Genomic DNA, 24336 nt, shown 5'->3' on the forward strand with positions numbered 1-24336 from the left:
TTTATATCGCTTCCTGTCTCTTTCTTATATATATTGATAATACAACAAAAGCGATGAAATAACCTCCTAACACTGCAACATTCTCCCAGCCAATTGCCTTACCAGCAACAATATCCCAAGCACCGCTTCCGAAACGATATGTCGGTGTCCATTCCCCAATACTTCTTAACGCCTTTGGTAATACTTCGATTGGCATCCATAAACCACCTAGAATGGCTAAACACATATTTAAAATATTTGCTAGCCCCGCAGCCGCATCAGCCTTCTTAATCGAACCAATTACCGTTCCAAGCGCTAAAAATGGCGTAACACCAATTAACAACCATAATCCAGCGCCAATCCACTGTCCAATCGTTAACTGTACATCATTAATTAATATTCCCGCGATAAAAATAACTAAGATTGAAAAAGCATTTACAAGCGTTTGTGCAACAATTTTTGCAGATAAATACGCCCCTTCTGGCAGCGGTGTAATTTGTAAAAGCTGTGTCCATCCTTGCCCTTTTTCTTGTGAAAGACGAACACCAAAACTAAAAAGTGCTGTTCCTACAATACTAAAAGTAGCCATTGAAATTAAATAGTGTGCTTTCCATGCATCTCCATTTTCCGGCACTGACACGACATTTGTAAAAATGTAATAAAACATAACTGGCATTAATAACGAGAAAAAGATAAATAATTTATTGCGAAACGTACGTAATATTTCTATTTTACATTGCATCCAAAACGCTCTCATGCAATTCCCTCCTTCTGATTTGCAACAAACTGTTCAAAAGCTTCATCCAAGCTGCCGCGCTCAACAGCAATATCCATGACCGGCAAGTTTTTATTGAAAATTTCCCGGAGCGTAGCATCTGTATCATCTGTTGTCAGCACCACACGTTTTTCATGCCACTGGACACTTGTAACATGAGATAAACTTCGAAGCAGACTTGTTGGCATTTCCTCTTTTGCATAAAATGAAATTGTTTTTTGAGAAATTGTTGCTTTCATCTCATCTGGTGTTCCATCAGCAATCACTTTCCCATTTGCAAATAATAAAATTCGATCTGCTAGTGCATCTGCTTCTTCTAAATAATGTGTTGTTAACATAATCGTTTTTCCTTCACCTGCTAACTTTCGAATTGTATCCCAAAAGTTTTTTCTAGACGTGATGTCCATCCCTACTGTTGGTTCATCTAAAAATAGTAATTCTGGATTTCCAGCAAGTGCGAGCGCAAAATTCAAACGTCTTTTCTGACCACCAGATAACTTTTCACATCTTTGCTTTCTTTCTGACTCTAAATTGGATAGCTGAAGCAGTGTTTCTTTTGCAAGTGGATTCGTATAATAACTACGAAATAAATCAATTGCCTCTTCCACAGAGATACTATCAATTACGCTCACCTCTTGCAGCATTGCCCCAAGGCGATTGCGAACGTCCCGGTGCTTTGGGCTCTTGCCAAATATAGAAATATTTCCTTCTGAAGGATCCCTTAATCCAAGCATCATCGAAATTATTGTTGTTTTCCCAGCCCCGTTTGGTCCAAGTAATGCAACAATTTCCCCCTTCTCTACTGTAAATGAAACGTTATTTACTGCTTTTTTATATTTAAATGTTTTTGAAACACCATTCACTTCAATTACTTGTTCCATTTCTCCACCTCCATCGTTACTTACACTTATATTGTATAAATTGGAAGAGATGGAAAACAGTAAAAGACGTCATGATATGAATATGACAAATGTCAGGAAATCTTAAAATACGGGTTTTCCCACGCAAGTAGCAGGACAAAAACAAACGTGATACAATCATGTGAGATGTACATTCGAGGAAGGACAGTGGTTTTCATGATTATTCGTAATGAACAAGATTTAGAAGGCTTACGAAAAATCGGCCGCATCGTTGCGCTTGCTCGCGAGGAAATGAAGAAACAAGCGAAGCCAGGTATGACAACGAAAGAGCTTGATTTAATTGGTAAGAAAGTATTAGATGAGCACGGTGCCATTTCTGCACCTGAAAAAGAATATGATTTTCCAGGCACAACTTGCATTAGTGTCAATGAAGAAGTTGCCCACGGCATTCCAGGGAATCGCGTCCTAAAAGAAGGCGATTTAGTAAACGTAGATGTATCTGCAGCACTTGACGGTTACTACGCAGATACAGGTATTTCGTTCGTTCTTGGACAAGATGAAGCAAAAGAAAAACTTTGCGCTGCTGCTGAAAGTGCATTTTGGGCAGCCATGAAAAAAGTAAAAGCTGGCGCAAAACAAAACCAAATTGGTCGTGCGGTTTCCAATGATGCGCGTAAAAATGGCTACGCAGTAATTCAAAACTTAACAGGACACGGCATTGGACTTAGCTTACACGAAGCACCAAACCATATTTTAAGCTATTTCGATCCTATGGATAGTGCGCTATTAAAAGACGGACTTGTCTTAGCAGTAGAACCATTCGTATCCATGGGTGCGGATCATATTATCGAACGCGGTGATGATGGCTGGACATTTGTAACGCCAGATAAAAGCCTTGTTGCTCAATGTGAGCATACCGTTGTCGTTACACGCGGTGAACCAATTATTTTAACACAACTATAAGAAAAAGCAGGATGCACGGAAATATTTCCGTACATCCTGCTTTTTTATTATCTAGTGCCAGCGACTAGAGTACTCGTTAGTTTCACTTTATTACATCTTCTCAGGTGCAGATACTCCAACTAATGCTAATGCATTTTGAAGTGTAATGCGTACCGCACGCATTAAGTCGTAACGAGCTTTACTTAACTCTAGGTTATCTTGGTTTAATACTTTTTCTGCATTGTAGAAGCTATGAAGCGCTGCTGCTAAGTCAAATGCATAGCTTGTAATGCGGTGTGGCAGACGTTTTTGTGCTGCTTCTGCAACTGCCGCTGGGAATTCACCCAGTTTCTTTAATAAGTCTACTTCTTTCTCAGAAGCAACAAGTTTGTAGTTAACATCGCTGCCTGCAGTTAATCCAAGCTCTTCACCTTGGCGAAGGATGCTGCATACGCGTGCATGTGCGTATTGTGCATAGTATACAGGGTTTTCATTTGATTTTGATACCGCTAAGTCCATATCAAAGTCTAAATGAGAATCACCGCTGCGCATTGCAAAGAAGTAACGCATTGCGTCCACGCCTACTTCTTCCATAAGCTCACGAAGTGTAACAGCTTTACCTGTACGTTTACTCATTTTTACTTTTTCACCGTTTTGGTATAGTTGTACCATTTGGATGATTTCTACTTCTAATGTATCTTTATCGTATCCAAGCGCTTGAATTGCTGCTTTCATACGTGGAATGTAACCGTGGTGGTCAGCACCCCAAATGTTAATTAATTTCTCAAAACCACGCTCTAATTTATCACGGTGATACGCAATATCTGGCGTTAAGTATGTGTAAGAACCATCGTTTTTAATTAATACGCGGTCTTTATCATCACCGTAAGTTGTAGAACGGAACCATGTTGCGCCCTCTTCTTCAAATACCTCTTCGCGCTCTTTTAACGCTGCAAGAGCTTCATCGATTTTACCGTTTTTGTATAATGATGTTTCAGAGAACCACACATCAAATTTAACACGGAAGCTTTCTAAGTCTTTTTGAAGTTTTGCTAATTCATATTTCAAACCGTACTCACGGTAGAATTCGTAGCTTTCTTTTGCGTCAGCTTTTGCATAACGATCGCCAAACTCTTCTGCTAAACGCTTCCCGATACCGATAATATCTGCACCATGGTAACCGTCTTCTGGCATTTCTTTATCTAACCCTAACGCTTGCATGTAACGAGCTTCAACAGAAAGCGCTAAGTTATGAATTTGGTTACCAGCATCGTTAATATAGTATTCACGAGATACATCGTATCCTGCTTTTGCTAATACGTTACATAACGTGTCACCAACTGCCGCGCCGCGCGCATGTCCTAAGTGAAGGTCACCTGTTGGGTTTGCAGATACGAACTCAACTTGTACTTTCTCACCGTTACCAGTGCTTGTTTCACCATAAGCTTCGCCAGCTGTAATAATTGTTGGGATTAGATCTGTTAAGTAGCTGTTATCCATGTAGAAGTTAATGAAGCCAGGTCCAGCAATTTCGATTTTTTCAATAGAAGCTTTTGCTTTATCGAAGTTTGCAATTAATTCTTCTGCAATCATGCGTGGTGCTTTTTTCGCTACGCGTGCAAGCTGCATCGCCATGTTTGTAGAGAAATCACCGTGTGTTTTATCTTTTGGCGTTTCTAATATAACGTTTGGAATTTGTTCTTCTGTCGCTAATTCTGCTTTTACTACAGCAGCTTTAATTTCCTCTTTAATGAGTTCTTTTACTTGTTCTAAAGAGTTCATTATTGTGCCTCCTTGAGATTAATGGTAATTGTATATCGGCCTGCTTCTTGTTCACTTAGAAGCAATGCATACGTTAGAAAGAGTTGCCCCTTTTTCTTTTCTTCCGACCATTTAAAAAGGACGTTATCTGTTTTCGTTTGCAATACAAACGTTCCAAGTTCACTCGTATACGTTCCTGTTGTCCATTCGCCTTTCTTATGAGTTTGGCGCATAGAAACAGCACCTGAACGCATAATGAGAACTTGATCATCTTGGATTTTAATAATTGTCTTCACTTCGCCTTGTTCGTTCGGCTCTTGAAACGTTACATATGTACTTTGACCCTTTACATAGTATAGACCTTTTGCGTCAAAAGCAATAGTTTCCTTTCGCACTCCTTCACGAATTTCCGTTACAAAGTGAACTTGTACTGGTAAGCCTGCAAGTTGATTCTCCACGTCTTGCACACCTTTCAAAATGTTATAGATATTAAGTATAATTTATAATAAAACACTTTTCCTATCATATCAAAAAACAGCGGTGTCTGTCTGCTGAAATATTAGGAAACATATTGAAAGATGTAGTTCAAAAAAAGCAATTTATAAAGTGAAACTTCCATCAGTGGGGGTTTTTTCATTCTCCACTGATGGAAAGCTCTCACCAATCGGGCTTTTACGGACAGTTGTCCCCCACCTATCTTCCTCGCTTCCCTCTCAATCTTGAAGTGGGAGCCTTACCGCTCGTTAATACGGGATAAAAATGTTGGTATCATCCTTGTGAAACATTAAAACCCAAGTTCAGTATGAACTTGGGTTTTTCATTATTTTTTCAGTTTTTCTAGCACTTTCGTTGGCACTTCATTCTCTCGCAGTTCTGCCCATCCTTTCCCTTGGCTGCCTTTTGCGTAAATTTTCAAGTATACTCCTTGGCAAAGTTCACGATTTATCATTTTTTTCACAACTTGCTCATTTCCATCCCTATCATAAGCAGTAAATGTATACAAATACTTATCGCCTTTTTTCTCCCCTTGATTTGTTACAGCATAATAATCCTTTACTTCCTTACCTGAAAAAAAGTTATCTACAAAAGCTTGCACACCTTCTGTTTTTGATTGTAAGTAAAAGACACCTGCACTACCTAAAATAGCAAGTACTGCTGTAACTTTTAATATCATACGCATGAATCTTTCCACCTCTAACATGTATCCTTGTATAATGCTTCATTCAGTATAAAATCTATCCAAAATAGTCTCTATCGATTTTTCTTACATTTCTCTTACATCATTGTAAGAGAAGTTAATTAAAATATTTCCCCAACAAAAAAGGCTATTTCGAATTCATTCGAAATAGCCTTTTTTAGAAAGCTTACTTTTCATCTAGCTCTAGTGACCGGAATACTCAGTAGCTTCACTTTTATTTCTATCTAGCTACGCCTCCTAGGCCTTTGCGTCTAAGAACCTTCCCCGCCAAAAAGTAAAAAGCACTTTTTACGGGAAAGAACCTTAGCCACCAGGCCTAAACAGTCGGCTTCGCTTTTATTTCTGCACCCATCCAAGTAACATTTCACGCACAAATTTACTTGCTGCGATTGGTGTTTGGTCACTGTGATCATATACAGGAGCTACTTCTACTAAGTCTGCTCCAACTACGTTTATATTTGAATTTGCAATTGCAACAATGGAATCTAGTAGTTCTTTTGAAGTGATACCGCCAGCTTCTAACGTTCCTGTACCAGGAGCGTGCGCTGGGTCTAATACGTCGATATCAATTGTGACATAGACTGGGCGTCCTGCAAGTGTTGGCAATACTTTCTTTAATGGTTCTAATACATCAAATTTGTATAAGTTCATGCCAACTTCTTTTGCCCACTCAAATTCTTCCTTCATACCAGAACGAATACCGAAAGAATATACGTTTTCTGGACCAATTAAATCGCACACTTTACGAATTGGTGTAGAGTGAGATAAAGGCTCGCCTTCATACGACTCACGTAAATCTGTATGAGCATCCATGTGGATGATTGCTAAATCTGGATATTTTTTGGCCATCGCCTTAAAAATTGGCCAAGACACTAGGTGCTCACCACCAAGACCTAGTGGAAACTTACCAGCATCTAATAGTTTTGTTACATATTCTTCGATCATGTCTAAGCTGCGCTGTGCATTACCGAAAGGAAGCGGAATATCACCTGCATCAAAATATTTAACTTCCTCTAATTCACGATCTAAATATGGACTATATTCTTCTAGTCCAATTGATACTTCACGAATACGTGCTGGACCGAAACGAGAACCCGGACGATAACTTACTGTCCAATCCATCGGCATCCCATAAATAACAGCCTCAGCATCTTCAAAACTTGGATGACTGTTAATAAATACTTTACCTGAATAAGCTTCATCAAAACGCATATTCTTTTTCCTCCTATCTGGAACTGAAGGTATCCCAACCTTTCATTTTGTCTCAAATTTGGAGCGGTTTTGCTCCTCTTTATCGATTTACCACACTCTCCTCAACCCAATTAGTCGAGAAGAAATTTACTTACTTTTATTACAACTTCGGCGGCTAGCTCTGCCCCACTAGACCCTAGCATCTAAGAACCTTCCCCACGAGAAAGCAAATAGTGCCTTCTGTGGGAAAGAACCTTAGCCACCATCAGCTTCGCTTTTCTTACTTAATTAAATCCCCAACGAATTTAGGTAATACGAATGCTGCTTTGTGAAGTTCTTTTGTATAGTATTTCGTTTCGATTTCGTGGAAACGCTCTTCACTTACTTCCAGTGGATCATGCTTTTTAGACCCAATTGTGAATGTCCAAAGTCCGCTTGGGTAAGTTGGAATGTTTGCTGTGTATAGACGTGTAATTGGGAAAATTTCTTTTACGTCTTTAAACACGTTTGAAATTAATTCTGGTGTGAACCAAGGGTTATCTGTTTGCGCTACGAAAATACCGTCTTCTTTTAACGCTTTAGAGATTCCAGCGTAGAATCCTTTTGTAAATAAGTTTACAGCTGGGCCTACTGGCTCTGTAGAATCAACCATGATTACGTCATACACGTTTTCGCTTTCAGCAATGTGCATGAAGCCATCGCCTACTTTTACTTCTACACGTGGATTTTCTAACTCGCCAGCAATTTCTGGTAAGTATTTTTTAGAGTACTCGATTACTTTTCCATCAATTTCAACAAGCGTCGCTTTTTTCACGCTTGGGTGTTTTAATACTTCACGAATAACGCCGCCATCTCCGCCGCCAACAACTAAAACGTTTTCAGGGTTTGGATGTGTGAATAATGGTACGTGCGCTACCATTTCGTGATATACGAATTCATCCTTTTGCGTTGTCATAACCATGCCATCTAAAATAAGCATATTGCCGAATTCTTCAGTTTCAACCATATCTAGCTTTTGAAATTCTGTTTGCTCCGTATGTAAAGTGCGGTTAATACGCGCTGTAATTCCAAAATGCTTTGTTTGTTTCTCAGTGAACCATAGTTCCATTGTACAATCACGCCTTTCGTTGCAAATTATAATGTGACACCATTAATGTCCCCTAACAAAAATAAAACAAAACATGTAAAATGTATAGTTAAAAATATAAAAAAGAACGTAAATATATTGTAAACGAGTCGTTTTCGTTCGTATATTTAGTCAATTATGTATAAAACGGTAAGAAAACCCTTTCATTTACTCGAACTGGTAGACAAATCATCACACATCCAACTAGCGCAACAATTCCTCCTACTAAAAACGGACTTTGCGGTGAAACTACGTGACCAATAATGCCAGATAAAATTGGTGCAATTGCCCCGCCCAGCCAACGAACAAAGTTATATACACCAGATGTAATAGATCTTTCATAAGGTGAGATATCCATTACGTAACTTGTAAATAATGCATTATTAAGACCCGACGCTAATCCTGATAAAATGATTAGTACAATTTGTAACCACATGACTTGTACGAAGAACAATAGTATTAAAAAGATTGCAAATACAAGCAAGCTATAGCGTAGTAATATTTTCGGTTCGTATTTTCCTTCTAACTGATGTGCAAGCACAGCAGAACCATACGCTAATGCAAGACCCCAGCCACAAAAGACAAAGCCAAGCTGAATGGCAGATAAATGTAAAACAAGCGGTGAATATGCTAGGACAACAAAGAAAGCATAGTAATATAACATCCCGGAAATGGCACCTTGTATGAAAGGTTTATATTTCACCAGATTAATTAATTCCTTCAATCCAGCTGACTGACGTTTCACTTTGCGCTCTGGTTCTTTCACAAAAAAGAAAACAAGAATAAATGCTAAAGCAATTAAAACACTTGTCGCAAAAAACGGATAACGCCAAGAATATCCACCTAATAAACCACCTAACAGCGGACCTCCCGCCATACCTAAACCAATTGCTGCCTCATACAATCCAACAGCTTCATGCACCTCTTTGCTCAGCGCAATTAATAACGTCATTGCCGTTGCAAAAAACATCGCATTCCCTAAACCCCAGCCGGCACGAAAAATAGATAACTGCGTAATTGTTTGTGAAAATCCGCAAATACACGCAAATACCGTTACAATCGCAAGACCAATTGTCATCATACGCTTATCGCCAAATCTTGCTGCAAAAAGACCAGCTGGCAACATCATAATTGCCATCGTTAAAATATAAGCTGTAAATAGCATTTCTACTTGCCAATGCGTTGCACCGATTTGCTCTGCAATGCTTGGCAAAATTGGATCGACTACTCCAATGCCGGAAAAGGCAAAAAACGTAGCAACTACTGTAATGAGTCTTCCAAGTTGTTTTTTACTCTCCATATGAATCATTCTCCTTTTGTTTCTTCTAAAAACCTCGTTGCTCTTTCCAAGCTATGTTCTAATTCTTCTCTCACGTGCTTCATTTGCAGCATTTTCTTATCTAGCGTCTCCATTTGATTTGTCAGCATATGTGCTATTTCTTGAATTACTTCCCGGTCGCGCGGATTATCACTATTTTTTCTTTGCTCCATACGTTCTTTCAGCGATAAGAAATACTGCATTTCTTGAAGCGTAATACCTAATACTTCTTTCGCTTCTACAATTTTTTTGATTCTCTCTACATCTTCATCTGTATATAGGCGAATATTCCCTTCACTGCGCTCTGGCGGATGAATTAAGCCAATTTCCTCATAATAACGAAGAGTCCGCTTTGTTAAACCTGTTTGTTTTGTAACTTCATCAATTTTATACAATTTTATTCCTCCTCCCTAACAATATTACATTTTACGTTAACGTTAACTTTTATGCAACCATTACACCTTTGTAAATTTTTTCTACCGGCATTGTATTTTCGATTGCTCAGTTTCATAATTGAAGCAAAGTGAAACTTCCATCAGTCGGATCACCATCTATCCTCAGAATCTTGAAATAGGGAGCTTACTGTCCGTTAATAGCGGGATAAATTGAACCATAAGGAGAATTTGCTATGAAACAACCACTTATTTTTGCGCATCGCGGTGTGAGAAGTACGCACCCAGAAAATACAATGATTGCTTTTCAAGAGGCTGAGCGTGTTGGTGCGCATGGCATTGAGCTTGATGTACATATATCCAAAGATGGAGAAGTTGTTGTCATTCACGATGAAACTGTGGACCGAACTACAAATGGAGCAGGACTTGTATATGAACAAACTGTCCAGCAATTGCAAGCACTCGATGCTGGCAGTTACAAAGATCCTTCTTTCCATGAAGCAAAAATCCCAACGCTGCGCGAAGTACTTATTTGGCTTTCTACAACAACAATGCAATTAAATATTGAATTAAAAACGGATGTTATTCGTTATCCCCGTATAGAAGAAAAAGTCGTCGACCTTGTTCGCGAATTTCATCTATCTAATCAAATTGTATTTTCTTCGTTTAATCATGAATCCGTTTCCCTGCTTGCAGCTTTAGCACCAGAGATTCCCCGCGCGATTTTATACGATGAACCACTCGCGGATCCAATTGCTGAAGCAAAGAAAAGACAGGCAAATGGTCTTCATCCAAATTTTGAATTACTCACAAAAGAGTTTGTACAAATGGCTCAGCAGCAAGGATACATATTCCGCCCTTATACAATCAATGAATACAAAGACCTACAAAAGATGATAGATTACGGCGTCGATGTAATCATTACCGACTGGCCAACACGTGCTTTTGAGCTTCTTTCTTAATAAGAAGCTCTTTTTTAGTTTAAAAACAGCCAAAACCCTCAATACTAGTAAAAGTATGCTATGAGGGGTGACAAAAATGGAACTTACAACAAATGAAAAACAAGCAAAATATATACGCTTTTTCCTCACTGCACTGTTATCATGTGTTATTTTCTTTGTTTCTACTATTTTCATTGTCTTACTTGTTGCAAAAATTGCCGGACCACCACCTATTGCAGTTCCGCAAACAACTATCTTTTATGCAAATGATGACTCTGTTATGGGGCAAAGTCACGGAGCGCAGGAACGCTATAATGTTTCACTCGACCATATTTCACCTTACGTGAGAGAAGCAACGCTTTCTATTGAAGATCAGCGCTTTTATAAACATCATGGTTTTGATGTAAAACGCATCGGCGGGGCAGTAATTGCTGACATTAAAGCGAGGGCAAAGGTACAAGGCGCAAGTACAATTACGCAGCAATACGCCCGAAATTTATATTTGGACCACGATAAAACATGGAAACGAAAGATGTTAGAAGCAATGTACACCGTTCGCCTAGAAGTTAATTACAATAAAAATGATATTTTACAAGGATATTTAAACACAATTTACTACGGGCACGGTGCCTATGGAATTGAGGCAGCGGCACGTCTCTACTTTAATAAAAATGCGAAAGATTTAAATTTAGCAGAAGCCAGTATGCTTGCAGGTATTCCAAAAGGCCCAAGTGTGTATTCTCCCTACTTACATGAAAACCGGGCCAAAGAAAGACAAGCTCTCATTTTAGATGAAATGGTAGAACAGAGGTATATCACGAAGAAAGAAGCAGCAGCGGCCAAAAAAGAACAACTCACCTTGGCTCCTCTTGAAAAAGAAGAAGTAGCAGAAATGGCACCTTATTTTCAGGATGCTGTACGAGCTTCCCTCATCAATGATGCTGGTCTCGATGAACAAACAGTAGCACGCGGCGGCCTTCGTGTATATACAACGCTAGATCCAAAGCTACAAACAATTGCGGAAAGTACAGTAAAAGAAACCATCCCAAGTACAACAGAAATAGAAACGGCTATTGTATCCATGAATCCAAAAACAGGCGAAGTAATGTCCCTTGTTGGCGGACGCGATTATAAGAAGAGTCAATTCAACCGAGCGACGCAAGCGTACCGGCAGCCAGGTTCAACATTTAAACCCTTTTTATATTACGCCGCTCTTGAGCAAGGCTTTACACCAGTAACTCGCTTAAAAAGTGAGCATACTGTATTCACATTAGGTGATGGTGTTTCCAAATATAACCCAGCGAATTATAAAGGTTATTATGCAGATGACTTTATAACGATGATGCAAGCACTTGCTGTTTCTGATAATGTGTACGCTGTGAAAACACATCTTTTCTTAGGTGAAAAATCACTTGTAAAAACGGCGAAGCAATTTGGGATTACAAGCGCATTAAAAGATGTTCCATCACTTGCGCTCGGAACATCTCCTGTAAAACCGCTTGAAATGGTGAATGCTTACAGCATGATTGCTAACGGCGGAAAACAAGTCAAACCAACATTTATTCGGCGCGTTGTCGATCATGATGGAAATATCTTGTATGATGCTCATTTAGAAAATAAACAAATTCTTGATGAGAATAATGCCTTTGTGATGGAAGAAATGATGACGGGCATGTTTAATAAAAAATTAAGCAGCTACGCCTCTGTCACTGGACAAAATCTTATTTCAAAGTTATCCCGCACATACGCTGGAAAATCAGGTTCAACCGAGACAGATAGCTGGATGATTGGCTTTACACCGCAGCTCATAACAGGTATTTGGGTCGGCTACGATAAACAAAAGACGATTTCTAACCCCGCTGAGCAATCTTATGCGAAAAATATGTGGGCAACCATTATGGAGCAAGGATTAGAGGAAAGCCCGAAAAAAGATTTTAAACAGCCGGCCAATGTTATCGCATTAAACATTAATCCTGAAAACGGGAAAATCGCAACGAAAGGTTGTCCTACTTCTGTAAAAATGTATTTTGTAAAAGGTACTGAGCCAACAGAATATTGTATGGATCATATTGATGAAAAAGATGAATTTGAGGCGGTGCTAAAAGAGAAAACGAAAGGTAAAGAAAGCTGGTGGAAAAAGTATTTCCCTTGGTAACGGAAACTTATAAAGTGAGACTTTGATTAGTTACTTTTATGCAATGAAATCACTCAAAGATTACATTACAAAAAGGGCGCAGTAATTCTTCTGCTCCCTTTTCTTTCTTAAACAGCGCAAAATAAGTACTATCCCCTATTCATCCTTATCATTTACGATAGCTAACACTTGATGATCTTTCCATCTTCCATTTATCTTTACATTTTTCTTTGCAATTCCCTCTTTATGAAACCCTGATTTCTCTAAAACTTTTATCGATCCGATATTATGCGGCATAACCCCCGCTTCAATTCGGTGAAGCTTTAACTCATCAAATGCGTAAGATACTACTAGCTTAACAGCCTCTGTCATATATCCTTTCCCATTATGATTTTTATCTAGAGAATATCCAATATAGCAACTTTGTAAAGGGCCACGCAGCACCTCTGTCAGTGTAATATTCCCAATTAGTTCTTCTGTTTCGATTACGTAAATACCAAATGAGTATAGCTGATCAAGATCTTTCTTTTCCTTGTTCTCCCTAATTCGATTCAATTGACTTTCCAACGTATAAAAATCATCTTCTCGTAACGGTGTATACGTTTGAAAAAAATCTCGGTTTTTCAATTCCAAATCTAGCAATTTTTCTGCATCACTATCTTCAAGAATCTTCACAAAAATACTATTTCCCTTCAATTTCAAAATGTATCCTCCCTCTCATACTCTTTATGAAATATGTTTTCTGACAAGATTCTTTATTTCCTGCATATAAAATACATTTACTGATATTTCACCACAAACCTATTTCAGAGCAAATAAAAAAACCCCTTTCAACAAGAAAGGGATTTCCTATTACTTTCCTAACAATTCACTACGTAGTTTCTCACTAGAAAGATTCCACAGCTCTTCATTATGCTCTTTTAAGAATGTACCAAGCACTTTTTTAGAAGGTTCATCCATATGATCAACCATGATGTAACGTTTTAATGATTTATCCATTTTATTTACGTGCTCAGGCAATGATTTATAGCCGCGGCGAATTTCGCGGTCTATTGTCATTTCGCATGCAGTTACACCTGCATAATATGCACCGTTTGCAGTGCGCTCAATTGTCACCCAAACGAGCCAATATGGTTTTGCATTTGGTACTTCTTCTTTATTAGTTAAAAATTTAATTCCTTTTTCAGCAGCACTGCGTGCATGCATCGCACCGATATCAACAACTGCTGTTCCTTCTGTTACATCAATAATAACAGGAGAAATATTTTCTAGACTTAATGCGCCGACTCCAAAACCGCCATGTCCATCTGTGGAGTCATTTTTAATAATATTAAAGCCGATTTGTTTCTTTTTCTCTGCCATAAGAAAACCTCCCCTTCTCTTCTAATACAATCCAAATAATGGTCCAATTATACTATGCAGCATACCTAAAACATGCGGAATGACGACTTGGAAAATTGGCTGAATCGTATATCGATCTAACGGCGTGATCACAAGAATTAATAAAAAGATTGAACCGTATTTTTCATATTGCGTCATTTTCGCACGTAAATTTGTCGGTGCTAAATCTTCCACAACACGGTAACCATCTAATGGCGGGATTGGTAATAAATTAAAAATAAATAAAACTATATTAATCCCGATAAAAATTTGAAAGAACTGAAATAGTGTTTCTCCTACTGCTATTGGGACTGCATCAATAATTCCAAATTTCAACAAGCTATACCAAGCAATAAGCCCAAGAGCTCCTAATAATAAGTTACTAATTGGTCCAGCAATTGAAACAAGAATACCAGCAAGACGTGGTCTTTTAAAATTATAAGGATTGACGGGTACTGGACGTGCCCAACCAAATCCGATTAATAATACAGCAATAAGCCCGATTATATCTAAATGTGCCAGCGGAGATAATGTTAAACGACCTTGCCTCTTGGCTGTATCATCTCCAAATTTATATGCAACATAAGCATGTGCGAATTCGTGTACTGACAGCGCCATTACAACAGCCATTGCCAACAACGGTAATTGTTGCAGCGGATATGCAAAAAAGTGTTCCATACTTCCTCTCCCTCTTCATTATGTTAAAAAAATTTTCTTTTTCTGATTGTTCTCTTTAAGAATCCGTTATAATAGTACTGTAATCTACATAAAAGGAGCGATACATATGCCATACGTAACAGTAAAAATGCTAGAAGGACGCACAGAAGAACAAAAGAAAGCTCTTGCTGAGAAAGTAACTGCAGCAGTAAGCGAAACAACTGGTGCTCCTGAAGAAAACATCGTTGTTTTCATCGAAGAAATGTCTAAAAATCACTATGCAGTTGGCGGAAAACGCTTAAGCGACAAATAATTTCATTTTTCTTTAATAAGAAGCAGTCCTCAGGCTGCTTCTTATTTCTTTCCTTCTAATAGCTGAATAATTTTTTCTTTATATTTTCCTTTCCTTCCTTCTTCGTAGATTAAATCATGTGGATAGAACAATTTTTGATCAGTTCTCTTTTTACCTGTAATTGCCTCAACAATATCCGACTCACGAGATAATTCACGCAGCTCTCCATTTGGCATAAGGAGTAAAATTGGCAGACGTTCTTCCTCTTCACCTGCACGGTAAAAGTCATATGGCAGATCTGATGTGGAATCTACTACCAAATAATATTCTGGATCAAGCCCAATTTTCTTAAATAAACTATTTAATTCTACCCAATTGTTTAGCCCGTGCTTTTCTGTGAAATCTACACATTTGAACAAGTTACGGTTCATAAAACGGCGACATAAATCACTTAAAATGGCATCCTCTTCTTCCTGCCATACTTGGAAGTAATAATACATCACATTCTCGTCTAACTTTAAATAATCCTCTATCGTTACTTCTCCTTCGAATAAAGAGTAGAAATGAACCGGATGATATTTAAATGTATAGTACTGTTCATGCAATGCTTTCGCCCGGTGCAAAATTTTTGTTAAGATTACTTCAGCACTGCGCGTTACCGGATGAAAATACACTTGCCAGTACATTTGATAGCGACTCATAATATAGTGCTCTACAGCATGCATTCCGCTATATTTAATCACAACTTGATTATTAAATGGACGCATTACTCGTAAAATCCGCTCCATATCAAAGTTCCCATATTTCACACCTGTGAAATACGCATCTCGTAATAAATAGTCCATGCGATCTGCGTCAATTTGGCTGGAAATCATACTGATCGCTAATTTATTAGTAGAAGTTTTCGCAATGACATCCGCTACCTTTTGCGGAAACTCATGATCAACACGGCTTAATACATCATGAATTTCTGTATCACCTACAATAATTGCTTGTGTAAATTTTTCATGGTTTAACTCAAAGACTTTTTCAAATGAATGCGAAAAAGGACCATGTCCTACATCATGCAGGAGTGCTGCACATAAGCACAACAAACGATCTTCAGCATTCCAATCTGGTCTTCCATCAAACACATCGTCAATCATACGGCGGATAATTTCATAGACACCTAATGAATGAGTAAAGCGACTATGCTCCGCACCGTGAAATGTAAAAAATGTCGTCCCTAGCTGCTTAATGCGGCGCAGACGTTGAAACTCTTTCGTCCCGATTAAATCCCAAATCACGCGATCGCGCACATGCACATACTTATGCACTGGGTCTTTAAACACTTTCGTTTCATCTAATTTGTCACTTACATATGCCATTAAAATTCACCGCCCTCCACTATACGTTCTTACTCCTATTATAAACGAAAGGCGAAACAGAAAGAAATGAAAGACTGTATATTACTGTATAAAAAGCAAATCACCTTCAAAAAACGAAGGTGATTTGCTCTATCATCATTATTTTTCTAAAATAAAATTAGATAGCTCATCTAATAACATCTCTTTACCAAGCGGGAAGTATCCTTTATTGAGATCTTCATTTTTAATCATATACACATGATTGTTTTTCACAGCGTTCATGTTTTTCCAAATTGTTTCTTCTTGGAATTCTTTTAGACGCTGCGTGCCGTCACCTGTTGTAAATACAAATAAATAGTCCGGATTATAATCAATTAATGCTTCTTTTTGCAATTGTACTAACGGCTTATCTGTTGGTGTGCCATTAACTGCTGGCAATTTTAAATCTTTAAATAGAACACTACCGTAACCGTAATCACCGTAAACACGGAATGCGTTCGGATATGCAGCCATTACCATGAATTTCGCATCGCCAGTTTTTGCAACGATTTCATCATGTAATTGGCTTGCTTTTTCATCATATTTCTTCAGCCATGCAGCTGCTTCTTTTTCTTTACCGAAGATTTCACCTACTTCTTCAAACTTTGGACGCCACTGATCTAATGGGGTACTTAACATAACTGTTGGTGCAATTTTAGATAATTGATCATAGATTTTTTCTTGACGATTGTTCACCAAAATTACATCTGGTTTTGCAGCAGCTACTGCTTCGATGTTAATTTTATCGCCCCAAGCAGAACCAACTGGCTTCACACCTTTTAATTGATTTGCAATATGTGCATCAATTTTCTCTTCGGTCGTATTTGCCGTAATAACAGGTTTCATGCCGAATATTAATAATTCTTCTGTTGACCCGCTTAAATCAGCAATTCTCTTTGGATTTGCAGGAATTTTAATTTCCCCTTTAGCATGTTTGACAACGCGCTCTTCACTTTTTGCATCTGCTTTCTTTTCTTCTTTCTTATCAGAAGAACATGCAGCAAATAATACAGAAATAATAGCTAACACGAAAACTAATAGAGTAACTTTGAACTTCTTCATGATTCTCTCTCCTGACCTTATTATAATCTCACTCTAAATAGACAGCGCTACGAAACTCTTTCTTACAAAATGACCATCTACAAGAGTCTCTTCATAAAACCAACCATTTTTACAAAATTATGGAAACCTAACCTTCTCCCGTTCTAACGGGCAGTAAATCTCCGACTCTATCGTCAGCCATTTATTGCCCGCTAGAACCAAATTAAGCCTGCTTACGCACTTGTTTATCCCGCATTAACGGGCAGTAAGACCCCCACCTCAAGATTGAGAGACAAACGAAGAAGATAGGTGGGGGATAACTGCCCGTAAAAGCCCGATTGGTTCAACTAACCAGCAGTGGGGGATGAAAAAACCCCCACTGCTGAAAGTTTCACTTTATTGATTTCCATTAAATCGTAAGTAAGACAAATTGGTTTGCCATTGACAGGACACGAAACAATTTGTGCTTCAATTTCAAACACTTCGCGAAGTGTTTCAGATGTCATGACTTCATCAGGCGTTCCTTGTTTCATTAATTTTCCATCTTTTAACGCAATCATATGATTAGAAAAACGAGAAGCATGATTTAAATCATGAATAACCATCACAATCGTCCGGCCTTCTTCTTCATTTAACTTTCTTAATAAATTCAACACTTCAAGTTGATGCGCCATATCAAGATACGTTGTTGGCTCATCTAACACAAGCAAGTCTGTTCCTTGTGCGAGTGCCATCGCAATCCAAACACGTTGACGTTGCCCACCTGAGAGTGCCTCGGCTGGTCGATTTGCAAATTCCCTCATGCCAGTCACATCAAGCGCCCAGCGAATGTAGCGATAATCTTCTTCTGATAGCGTACCGAACCCTTTTTGATGCGGGAAACGTCCATATGAAACAAGTTCAAATACAGTAAGACCTGTTGGCACTTCTGCTGTCTGCGGCAAAATCGCCATTTTTTTCGCAATTTCTTTCGTCGCCTGTTTCTCAATTGCTTTCCCGTCCAAATAAACAGTGCCCCGTTTTGCCTTTAAAATGCGCGAAGTTGTTTTGAGCAGCGTAGATTTCCCACATCCATTTGGACCAATAATTGTTGTAATTTTCCCTTCAGGTATTTCAACAGATAACCCATCAATAATGAAATTTTCATTATATCCAACAGATATCGAATCAACTGATAAAGATGGCATATAGATCGTCTCCCTTATCTTGTTTTTACAAGTAAATAAATGAAATACGGCGCGCCTATCACTGAAATGACAAGACCGACTGGTATTTCTGATGTTGTAAGTAAACTGCGTGAAAGAAGATCAGAAAACAATAGCAATAATGTTCCAATTAACGCAGCAGTTGGTAACATTATTTGATGCTTTCCACCTACTAAGCGGCGCGCAAGATGGGGAGCCATTAATCCAATAAAACTAATTCCCCCTGCTACTGCAACGGAGGCACCAGCTAAACAAACAGCGATAAATAGTAACTTGCGGCGTTCTTTCTCAACATCCAAACCGAGACCTGTTGCCGCTGCATCTCCTAAATTCATTACATTTAAGACGTGTGCCTTCATAAAAGCAATCGGTAAGAAAATAAGCATCCACGGCAGAACGCTTAATACGAATTTCCAATCTGTTCCCCATAAACTTCCCGATAACCAAATCGTAGCAAAGCGGAAATCATTTGATGTCATTTTCATCGAGAATACTAGACTTACAGCTCCAAATCCGGCTGCTACGGCAATCCCGACAAGAATTAAACGAACCGGAGAAACTCCGTCCTTCCAAGCAAGCGCATAAATAATAACTGCCGCCAGTATTGCACCAACTAAAGCAAAAAACGGCAAAATAAATACAGATAAAAACGAAGACATCGTTACTTTTCCAAAGAAGAAATAAACAAAGACAACAACCGATAATCCAGCCCCGGCATTAATACCCATAATCCCTGGATCAGCAAGTGGGTTTCGAGATAGTCCTTGCATAATTGCACCTGAAACAGCCAAAGCTGATCCAACGAAAATTGCAATAATTATTCGTGGCATACGAAAATCAAATAAAATTGTTGCTTGATCTTCGGCTCCAAGTCCAACGAGTGTTTTTAATACTTCAACCGGTGACACTTTGAATGTACCTGTATATAAGCTAATGAAAAATACTGCACAAATTAAAATACTAATACTAGATAAAATTGAAATATTTTTTTTCGTTAAAATTCCTTGATTCACATTTTCCCTCTCCCTTCTTTACGTGCTAAGTAGAGGAAGAATGGTACTCCGACCATCGCTGTTACAGCACCAATTGGTGTTTCAAATGGCGGATTTATAATACGGGAGATTATGTCGGCACATTCAACAAGCAAGCCGCCTAAAACGGCAGCACACGGAATCACCCAGCGATAATCTGACCCAACAAGAAAGCGCGTTAAGTGTGGAATAACAAGGCCAACAAACCCAACAGATCCAGCCATTGAAACCGCAGAACCTGTTAAAATAAGGACAAGGATAGTTCCAATCAACTTAATGAGCTTCGTATTTTGTCCAAGTCCAATAGCAATTTCTTCACCAAAACTTAAAATCGTAATATATCTTGCTAGCATAATAGCAACAATAAGACAAACGAGACCAACTGGAAGTAGCATACGTAAACTTTCCCATTTTACACCAGCAACACCGCCTGCATGCCACATACTAACTTCTTGCGCTAAGTTAAAATATAGTGCAATCCCAGAGGAAATTGCGCCTAATAATGCACTAATCGCCGCTCCTGATAACGCTAACTTAATTGGCGTTAATCCACCCTGAGATGCTGCACCAATCCCATACACAATGCTCGCACCAAATGCTGCACCAATAAAGGAAGCAATTACGAACATGAAGTATGGCGAGTTTGGAAAGAACGCAAACATAATCGCAATTCCAAATACTGATCCGTCTGTAATCCCCATAAGTGACGGAGACGCAAGTGGGTTTCGCGTCATCCCCTGCATAATCGCACCAGATACTGCTAAAAATGCTCCAACAACTGCTCCTCCAATCGCTCTTGGAAGCCGCAATTCTTGAATAACATTATGGTATGTAATCGATTCATCAAACTGAAACACAGCTTGCCATACTGTTTTCAAACTAATATCGGCAGCACCAAACGATATAGAAGTTGCCATACTTAAAGCTAATAAAGCAGTCCCAACAATTAAAATCATTAAGGCAATAAGAGGCCGGCTTTTTATCTCTTTTACGTCTACCGATTCTTCTTCGTAAAACCTTCTCGTACTCACTTCCATCTACAACATCCTAACTCTTAATATACATAAATAATAATGAAATTCATTCTCATTATAGGGCAAAAAAGAAAACCAAGAGCGGTTCTTGATTCCGATAATGATTCTCAATATCATTCTACAAATTTACACTAAAATTTGTCAACCACTAATTTTGTTATACAAAACTTTTTTACGCCCTGAAAAACTTTAGTGTACAAAAAAAAGATACGATATCGTATCTTTTTACTTGTTTAACTTTGCTTCAATTTTTTTAATTAACTCATCTTCATTTGGTGCTGCAACTGGACGGTTATTTACAAATGCAAATGATTTCTTACGACCGGGACCGCAATACGATTGGCATCCGATTTGAATATCTGCACATTCATCTATTTTTTTTAAACGCGGTACTAACGTCTTAATATTCGTTGCCTGACAATCATCACACACACGAAATTCGTTTCCCATTTTATATAACACTTCCTCTATTTGAAACTTTTCTCAAGTACATATAACAATAAACACTAAATGGTATTTTACCTTTCTTTTTGATGTGATGCAAGTTTTCTTCCTGCCAGGTTTCATGTCAAACCAATCACATACTCTCGCTTTTTCGCACAGCAAATATAACCTGCAAACACACTTCCGCTCAAAATCTACCATAATTTTAAAAGCTTTGTATAAAAGGGGTTTATTTTGTCCATTCTAAAAATAAGATATTGATAAAAAGAAAGGGAGATGAATCTATGAAAGTAAGACAAGATGCTTGGACTGAAGAAGATGATTTACTTCTTGCTGAAACCGTTTTGCGCCACGTTCGCGAAGGAAGTACACAATTAAATGCCTTTGAAGAAGTTGGTGATAAATTAAATCGTACCTCAGCAGCTTGTGGATTTCGTTGGAATGCTGTGGTGCGCTATAGTTACGATCAAGCATTACAACTTGCGAAAAAGCATCGTAAAGATAAAATGCGTGCAAATGGCGGCGAACAGGCGAAAAAACGCCTTCTATATACACCGCCGATTTCATCTACTGTAACAACCGATGAAAATATAGCTATCGAAATTGAGCAACCTATCCAAACCGTTCAAAACGTTCAAACTGTTCAAACTGTTCAAACTGCCCAAGTAACGCCAACAACTTCTTCCATTGCTATGCACGACGTTATCCATTTTCTACAGTCACTCGGAACTTCTAATGTAAAAGTATCCGCGCTTGAAAGAGAGAATGAGAGATTGAAACAAGAAATTGCCGAGTATATGCGAAGAAATGCTGAATTAGAAACGAAAGTGGAAAAACTAGAACAGCAATCAACTACAGTTCAAGAAGATTACGAGACGCTGATGAAAATTATGAACCGCGCGCGTAAACTTGCATTAATGGACGACGAAGAGCGTACACAAACCTCGTTTCGCATGGATCGAAACGGAAATTTAGAAAAGATTGCGGAATGAGAAGGATGCTATGATAGCATCCTTTTTATTATGGTTTCATTCACCGTTTAAAATTCTTCCATCTTAGATTCTCTACGTACATCGGGATAACTCTCTTTTTTCGGATTTTCTTTTAACTCTAGTTTTTTCTAGCTTTTTCAATCCTTTCAGGTTCTTCTTCACAACCTTCCTCTCTACTCTCTCTTTTTTGCTATAATAAAGTGAAACTTCCATCAGTGGTGTTTTTCCCCCACTGATGGAAAGCCCGCCCAATCGGGCTTTTACGGGCAGTTATCCCCCACCTATCTTCTTCGCTTTTCTCTGAATCTTGAGGTGGGGGTCTTACTGATAAATATTGTCATTTTATAGATAAGGGGTTATTTACATGAGCGATTCTCGTTCGATTCTATCTCAACCAGAGTGGCGCATTGTTGATCAATCAAGCTTAGGTCCGCAATTCCATGCGCTGCAGTCTTTCGCAATGGATGATACGTTATGTACAACAGTCGGAAACGGTACATCTGCTGCAACAATGCGCTCTTGGGTTCATCACAATACAATTGTTCTTGGCATTCAAGATACACGATTACCTTATTTAAAACAGGGAATTGAATTTTTAAAAAGTAAAGGTTTCAATGCCATTGTCCGCAATTCAGGCGGGCTCGCTGTTGTGTTAGATGAGGGTGTTCTGAACGTCTCTCTTCTATTCCAAGAAACAGAAAAAGGCATTGATATCGATCTTGGCTATGATACAATGTGGCATTTAATTAAAGAAATGCTAAAAGATTATGATGTCAATATTGAAGCAAAAGAAATCGTCGGCTCTTACTGTCCTGGTAGCTATGATTTAAGCATTGACAATAAAAAGTTTGCTGGTATTTCACAGCGCCGCATTCGTGGAGGCGTTGCTGTACAAATTTATTTATGTGCCACAAATAGCGGTTCAGAACGCGCTGCACTTGTTCGTGATTTTTATAACTTAGCTATTCAAGGAGAAGAAACAAAGTTTACCTATCCCGAAATCGTTCCAAGTACGATGGCTTCCTTATCAGAACTACTTGGTAAAGACATTACCGTACAAGATTTGATGATGCGACTTTTACAAACATTACAGCATTTCACACCGCAGTTAACACCGTCACAGCTTACAATAGACGAAGTACCATTATACGAACATCACTTACAGCGCATTATTGATCGAAACAATAAATCACTTGGATTAGAAAACTAAAAAGCCCCGCAAATGCGGGGCTTTTTTCATAATTATAGTGCTTGAGCTGCTGTAATTAGAGCTAACTTGTACACTTCTTCTTCGTTACAACCACGAGATAAATCATTTACTGGCATGTTTAAGCCTTGTAAGATTGGTCCCACTGCTTCGAAGTTACCTAAGCGTTGTGCAATTTTGTAGCCGATATTACCAGCTTCTAAGCTTGGGAATACGAATACGTTAGCATCACCTTTAATAACAGAGCCTGGTGCTTTCTTTTCTGCTACAGATGGTACGAATGCAGCGTCAAATTGGAACTCACCGTCTAATGTTAACTCAGGAGCCATTTCTTTCGCGATGCGAGTTGCTTCTACAACTTTCTCTGTTTCTGGAGATTTCGCAGAACCCTTTGTAGAGAAGCTTAACATTGCAACGCGTGGATCGATGCCGAATAATTCAGCTGTTTTTGCACTTTCAATACCAATTTCAGCTAAATCTTGGCTGTTTGGAGCAATGTTGATTGCACAGTCAGCGAATACATATTTCTCTTCTTCACGTACCATGATAAATACGCCAGAAGTTTTTGTAACGCCTGGTTTTGTTTTAATGATTTGAAGTGCTGGACGAACTGTATCAGCTGTAGAATGAGCTGCACCGCTTACTAAGCCTTGTGCTTTTCCCATGTATACAAGCATAGTACCGAAATAGTTTTCGTCTTTTAAGATTTCACGAGCAGCTTCTTCTGTTGCTTTACCTTTACGGCGTTCAACGAAAGATGCTACCATTGCATCCATTTCTTCGTATGTAGCTGGGTCATAAATATCAACACCTGCTAATGTTAAGTTCATGCTAGCAGCTTTTGCGCTAATTTCTTCTTTATTACCAACTAAGATTGGTTTTACTAATTCTTCTTTTGCTAAACGCTCTGCAGCGCCTAAAATTCTTTCATCAGTTCCTTCAGGAAGTACGATAGAAACGCCTTTCCCTTGAACTTTTTCTTTTACTGTTGTAAATAAATCGCTCACGAATAACCCTCCTACAAATTCAAATCCATATTTAAGAATACCGC

At 38.5% G+C, this 24336-nt stretch carries 25 protein-coding genes; 6 read left to right on the forward strand and 19 right to left on the reverse strand.

The features are described from left to right. Window position 1 precedes the first annotated feature (1 nt). Both CN326_RS16395 and CN326_RS16400 read right to left on the reverse strand, forming a co-directional pair. Window positions 2-736 (reverse strand): ABC transporter permease, encoded by a 735-nt coding sequence (locus CN326_RS16395; protein ID WP_098310057.1) that lies wholly within the window; start codon window positions 734-736, stop codon window positions 2-4. After that, window positions 733-1635, reverse strand: a complete 903-nt coding sequence (locus CN326_RS16400) for an ABC transporter ATP-binding protein (RefSeq protein WP_098310058.1) — start codon at window positions 1633-1635, stop codon at window positions 733-735. Before CN326_RS16400 ends, CN326_RS16395 begins: the two co-directional genes overlap by 4 nt. A gap of 147 nt (window positions 1636-1782) precedes the next feature. On the opposite strand from CN326_RS16400, the gene map reads away from it, so the two are divergent. After that, window positions 1783-2577: a type I methionyl aminopeptidase gene (gene map, locus CN326_RS16405; protein WP_098310059.1), complete on the forward strand. Its 795-nt coding sequence runs from the start codon at window positions 1783-1785 to the stop codon at window positions 2575-2577. A gap of 90 nt (window positions 2578-2667) precedes the next feature. Here map and argS read toward each other — a convergent pair whose 3' ends face one another. The 7 genes from argS to CN326_RS16440 form a co-directional block, all read right to left on the reverse strand. After that, window positions 2668-4338, reverse strand: a complete 1671-nt coding sequence (gene argS, locus CN326_RS16410; RefSeq protein ID WP_098310060.1) for an arginine--tRNA ligase — start codon at window positions 4336-4338, stop codon at window positions 2668-2670. Next, the gene (locus tag CN326_RS16415; RefSeq protein WP_098310061.1) at window positions 4338-4775 is read right to left on the reverse strand and encodes a YwiB family protein; all 438 of its coding nucleotides are present in this window, start codon (window positions 4773-4775) and stop codon (window positions 4338-4340) included. Before CN326_RS16415 ends, argS begins: the two co-directional genes overlap by 1 nt. A gap of 362 nt (window positions 4776-5137) precedes the next feature. Further along, the gene (locus CN326_RS16420; RefSeq protein ID WP_098310062.1) at window positions 5138-5497 is read right to left on the reverse strand and encodes a YxeA family protein; all 360 of its coding nucleotides are present in this window, start codon (window positions 5495-5497) and stop codon (window positions 5138-5140) included. Between the two features lie 354 nt (window positions 5498-5851). Next, a complete protein-coding gene (gene speB, locus CN326_RS16425; protein ID WP_098310063.1) occupies window positions 5852-6727 on the reverse strand; it encodes an agmatinase in 876 nt (291 codons plus the stop codon). Window positions 6728-6986: 259 nt separating this feature from the next. Next, window positions 6987-7814: a polyamine aminopropyltransferase gene (gene speE, locus CN326_RS16430; protein WP_098310064.1), complete on the reverse strand. Its 828-nt coding sequence runs from the start codon at window positions 7812-7814 to the stop codon at window positions 6987-6989. Between the two features lie 154 nt (window positions 7815-7968). Beyond that, window positions 7969-9132: an MFS transporter gene (locus tag CN326_RS16435; RefSeq protein WP_098310065.1), complete on the reverse strand. Its 1164-nt coding sequence runs from the start codon at window positions 9130-9132 to the stop codon at window positions 7969-7971. Window positions 9133-9137: 5 nt separating this feature from the next. Beyond that, on the reverse strand, window positions 9138-9545 hold the full coding sequence (locus CN326_RS16440) for a MerR family transcriptional regulator (RefSeq protein ID WP_098310066.1): 408 nt from the start codon (window positions 9543-9545) through the stop codon (window positions 9138-9140). Between the two features lie 233 nt (window positions 9546-9778). On the opposite strand from CN326_RS16440, the gene CN326_RS16445 reads away from it, so the two are divergent. Together CN326_RS16445 and CN326_RS16450 are read left to right on the forward strand one after the other, a co-directional pair. Beyond that, the gene (locus CN326_RS16445; RefSeq protein WP_098310067.1) at window positions 9779-10504 is read left to right on the forward strand and encodes a glycerophosphodiester phosphodiesterase; all 726 of its coding nucleotides are present in this window, start codon (window positions 9779-9781) and stop codon (window positions 10502-10504) included. A 76-nt stretch (window positions 10505-10580) separates the two neighbouring features. Further along, window positions 10581-12638: a transglycosylase domain-containing protein gene (locus tag CN326_RS16450; protein WP_098310068.1), complete on the forward strand. Its 2058-nt coding sequence runs from the start codon at window positions 10581-10583 to the stop codon at window positions 12636-12638. 135 nt (window positions 12639-12773) lie between these two features. Here the strand turns inward: CN326_RS16450 and CN326_RS16455 are convergent, their stop codons facing one another. From CN326_RS16455 to CN326_RS16465, 3 genes are all read right to left on the reverse strand, one after another. Then, window positions 12774-13319, reverse strand: a complete 546-nt coding sequence (locus tag CN326_RS16455; protein WP_098310069.1) for a GNAT family N-acetyltransferase — start codon at window positions 13317-13319, stop codon at window positions 12774-12776. A gap of 150 nt (window positions 13320-13469) precedes the next feature. Beyond that, window positions 13470-13979, reverse strand: a complete 510-nt coding sequence (locus tag CN326_RS16460; RefSeq protein ID WP_098310070.1) for a YwhD family protein — start codon at window positions 13977-13979, stop codon at window positions 13470-13472. 21 nt (window positions 13980-14000) lie between these two features. Then, window positions 14001-14675, reverse strand: coding sequence for a site-2 protease family protein (locus CN326_RS16465; RefSeq protein WP_098310071.1), 675 nt, complete (start codon window positions 14673-14675; stop codon window positions 14001-14003). 106 nt (window positions 14676-14781) lie between these two features. On the opposite strand from CN326_RS16465, the gene CN326_RS16470 reads away from it, so the two are divergent. After that, a complete protein-coding gene (locus CN326_RS16470) occupies window positions 14782-14967 on the forward strand; it encodes a 2-hydroxymuconate tautomerase (RefSeq protein ID WP_001147171.1) in 186 nt (61 codons plus the stop codon). Between the two features lie 41 nt (window positions 14968-15008). Here the strand turns inward: CN326_RS16470 and CN326_RS16475 are convergent, their stop codons facing one another. From CN326_RS16475 to CN326_RS16500, 6 genes are all read right to left on the reverse strand, one after another. After that, the gene (locus CN326_RS16475; RefSeq protein WP_098310072.1) at window positions 15009-16313 is read right to left on the reverse strand and encodes an HD domain-containing protein; all 1305 of its coding nucleotides are present in this window, start codon (window positions 16311-16313) and stop codon (window positions 15009-15011) included. A gap of 138 nt (window positions 16314-16451) precedes the next feature. Next, a complete protein-coding gene (locus CN326_RS16480) occupies window positions 16452-17393 on the reverse strand; it encodes an ABC transporter substrate-binding protein (RefSeq protein ID WP_098310073.1) in 942 nt (313 codons plus the stop codon). A 326-nt stretch (window positions 17394-17719) separates the two neighbouring features. Then, a complete protein-coding gene (locus CN326_RS16485) occupies window positions 17720-18559 on the reverse strand; it encodes an ABC transporter ATP-binding protein (protein ID WP_098310074.1) in 840 nt (279 codons plus the stop codon). Window positions 18560-18573: 14 nt separating this feature from the next. Next, window positions 18574-19590 carry a FecCD family ABC transporter permease gene (locus tag CN326_RS16490; RefSeq protein ID WP_098310075.1) on the reverse strand — a complete coding sequence of 339 codons (1017 nt, stop codon included), beginning with the start codon at window positions 19588-19590 and terminating at the stop codon, window positions 18574-18576. Beyond that, complete coding sequence (locus CN326_RS16495) at window positions 19587-20645, reverse strand: FecCD family ABC transporter permease (RefSeq protein ID WP_098310076.1); 1059 nt, start codon at window positions 20643-20645, stop codon at window positions 19587-19589. Before CN326_RS16495 ends, CN326_RS16490 begins: the two co-directional genes overlap by 4 nt. Before the next feature lie 222 nt (window positions 20646-20867). Then, on the reverse strand, window positions 20868-21092 hold the full coding sequence (locus tag CN326_RS16500) for a YuzB family protein (protein WP_098310077.1): 225 nt from the start codon (window positions 21090-21092) through the stop codon (window positions 20868-20870). Window positions 21093-21370: 278 nt separating this feature from the next. On the opposite strand from CN326_RS16500, the gene CN326_RS16505 reads away from it, so the two are divergent. Both CN326_RS16505 and lipL read left to right on the forward strand, forming a co-directional pair. Then, on the forward strand, window positions 21371-22078 hold the full coding sequence (locus CN326_RS16505; protein ID WP_098310078.1) for an RsfA family transcriptional regulator: 708 nt from the start codon (window positions 21371-21373) through the stop codon (window positions 22076-22078). A 364-nt stretch (window positions 22079-22442) separates the two neighbouring features. Beyond that, window positions 22443-23288 carry an octanoyl-[GcvH]:protein N-octanoyltransferase gene (gene lipL / locus CN326_RS16510; RefSeq protein ID WP_098310079.1) on the forward strand — a complete coding sequence of 282 codons (846 nt, stop codon included), beginning with the start codon at window positions 22443-22445 and terminating at the stop codon, window positions 23286-23288. A gap of 32 nt (window positions 23289-23320) precedes the next feature. Here the strand turns inward: lipL and pta are convergent, their stop codons facing one another. Next, on the reverse strand, window positions 23321-24292 hold the full coding sequence (gene pta, locus CN326_RS16515) for a phosphate acetyltransferase (RefSeq protein WP_098310080.1): 972 nt from the start codon (window positions 24290-24292) through the stop codon (window positions 23321-23323). Window positions 24293-24336: the final 44 nt, after the last annotated feature.

Origin of the sequence: Bacillus sp. AFS018417, from assembly GCF_002560985.1 — a bacterium.
Taxonomy (GTDB): Bacteria; Bacillota; Bacilli; order Bacillales; family Bacillaceae_G; genus Bacillus_A; species Bacillus_A rhizoplanae.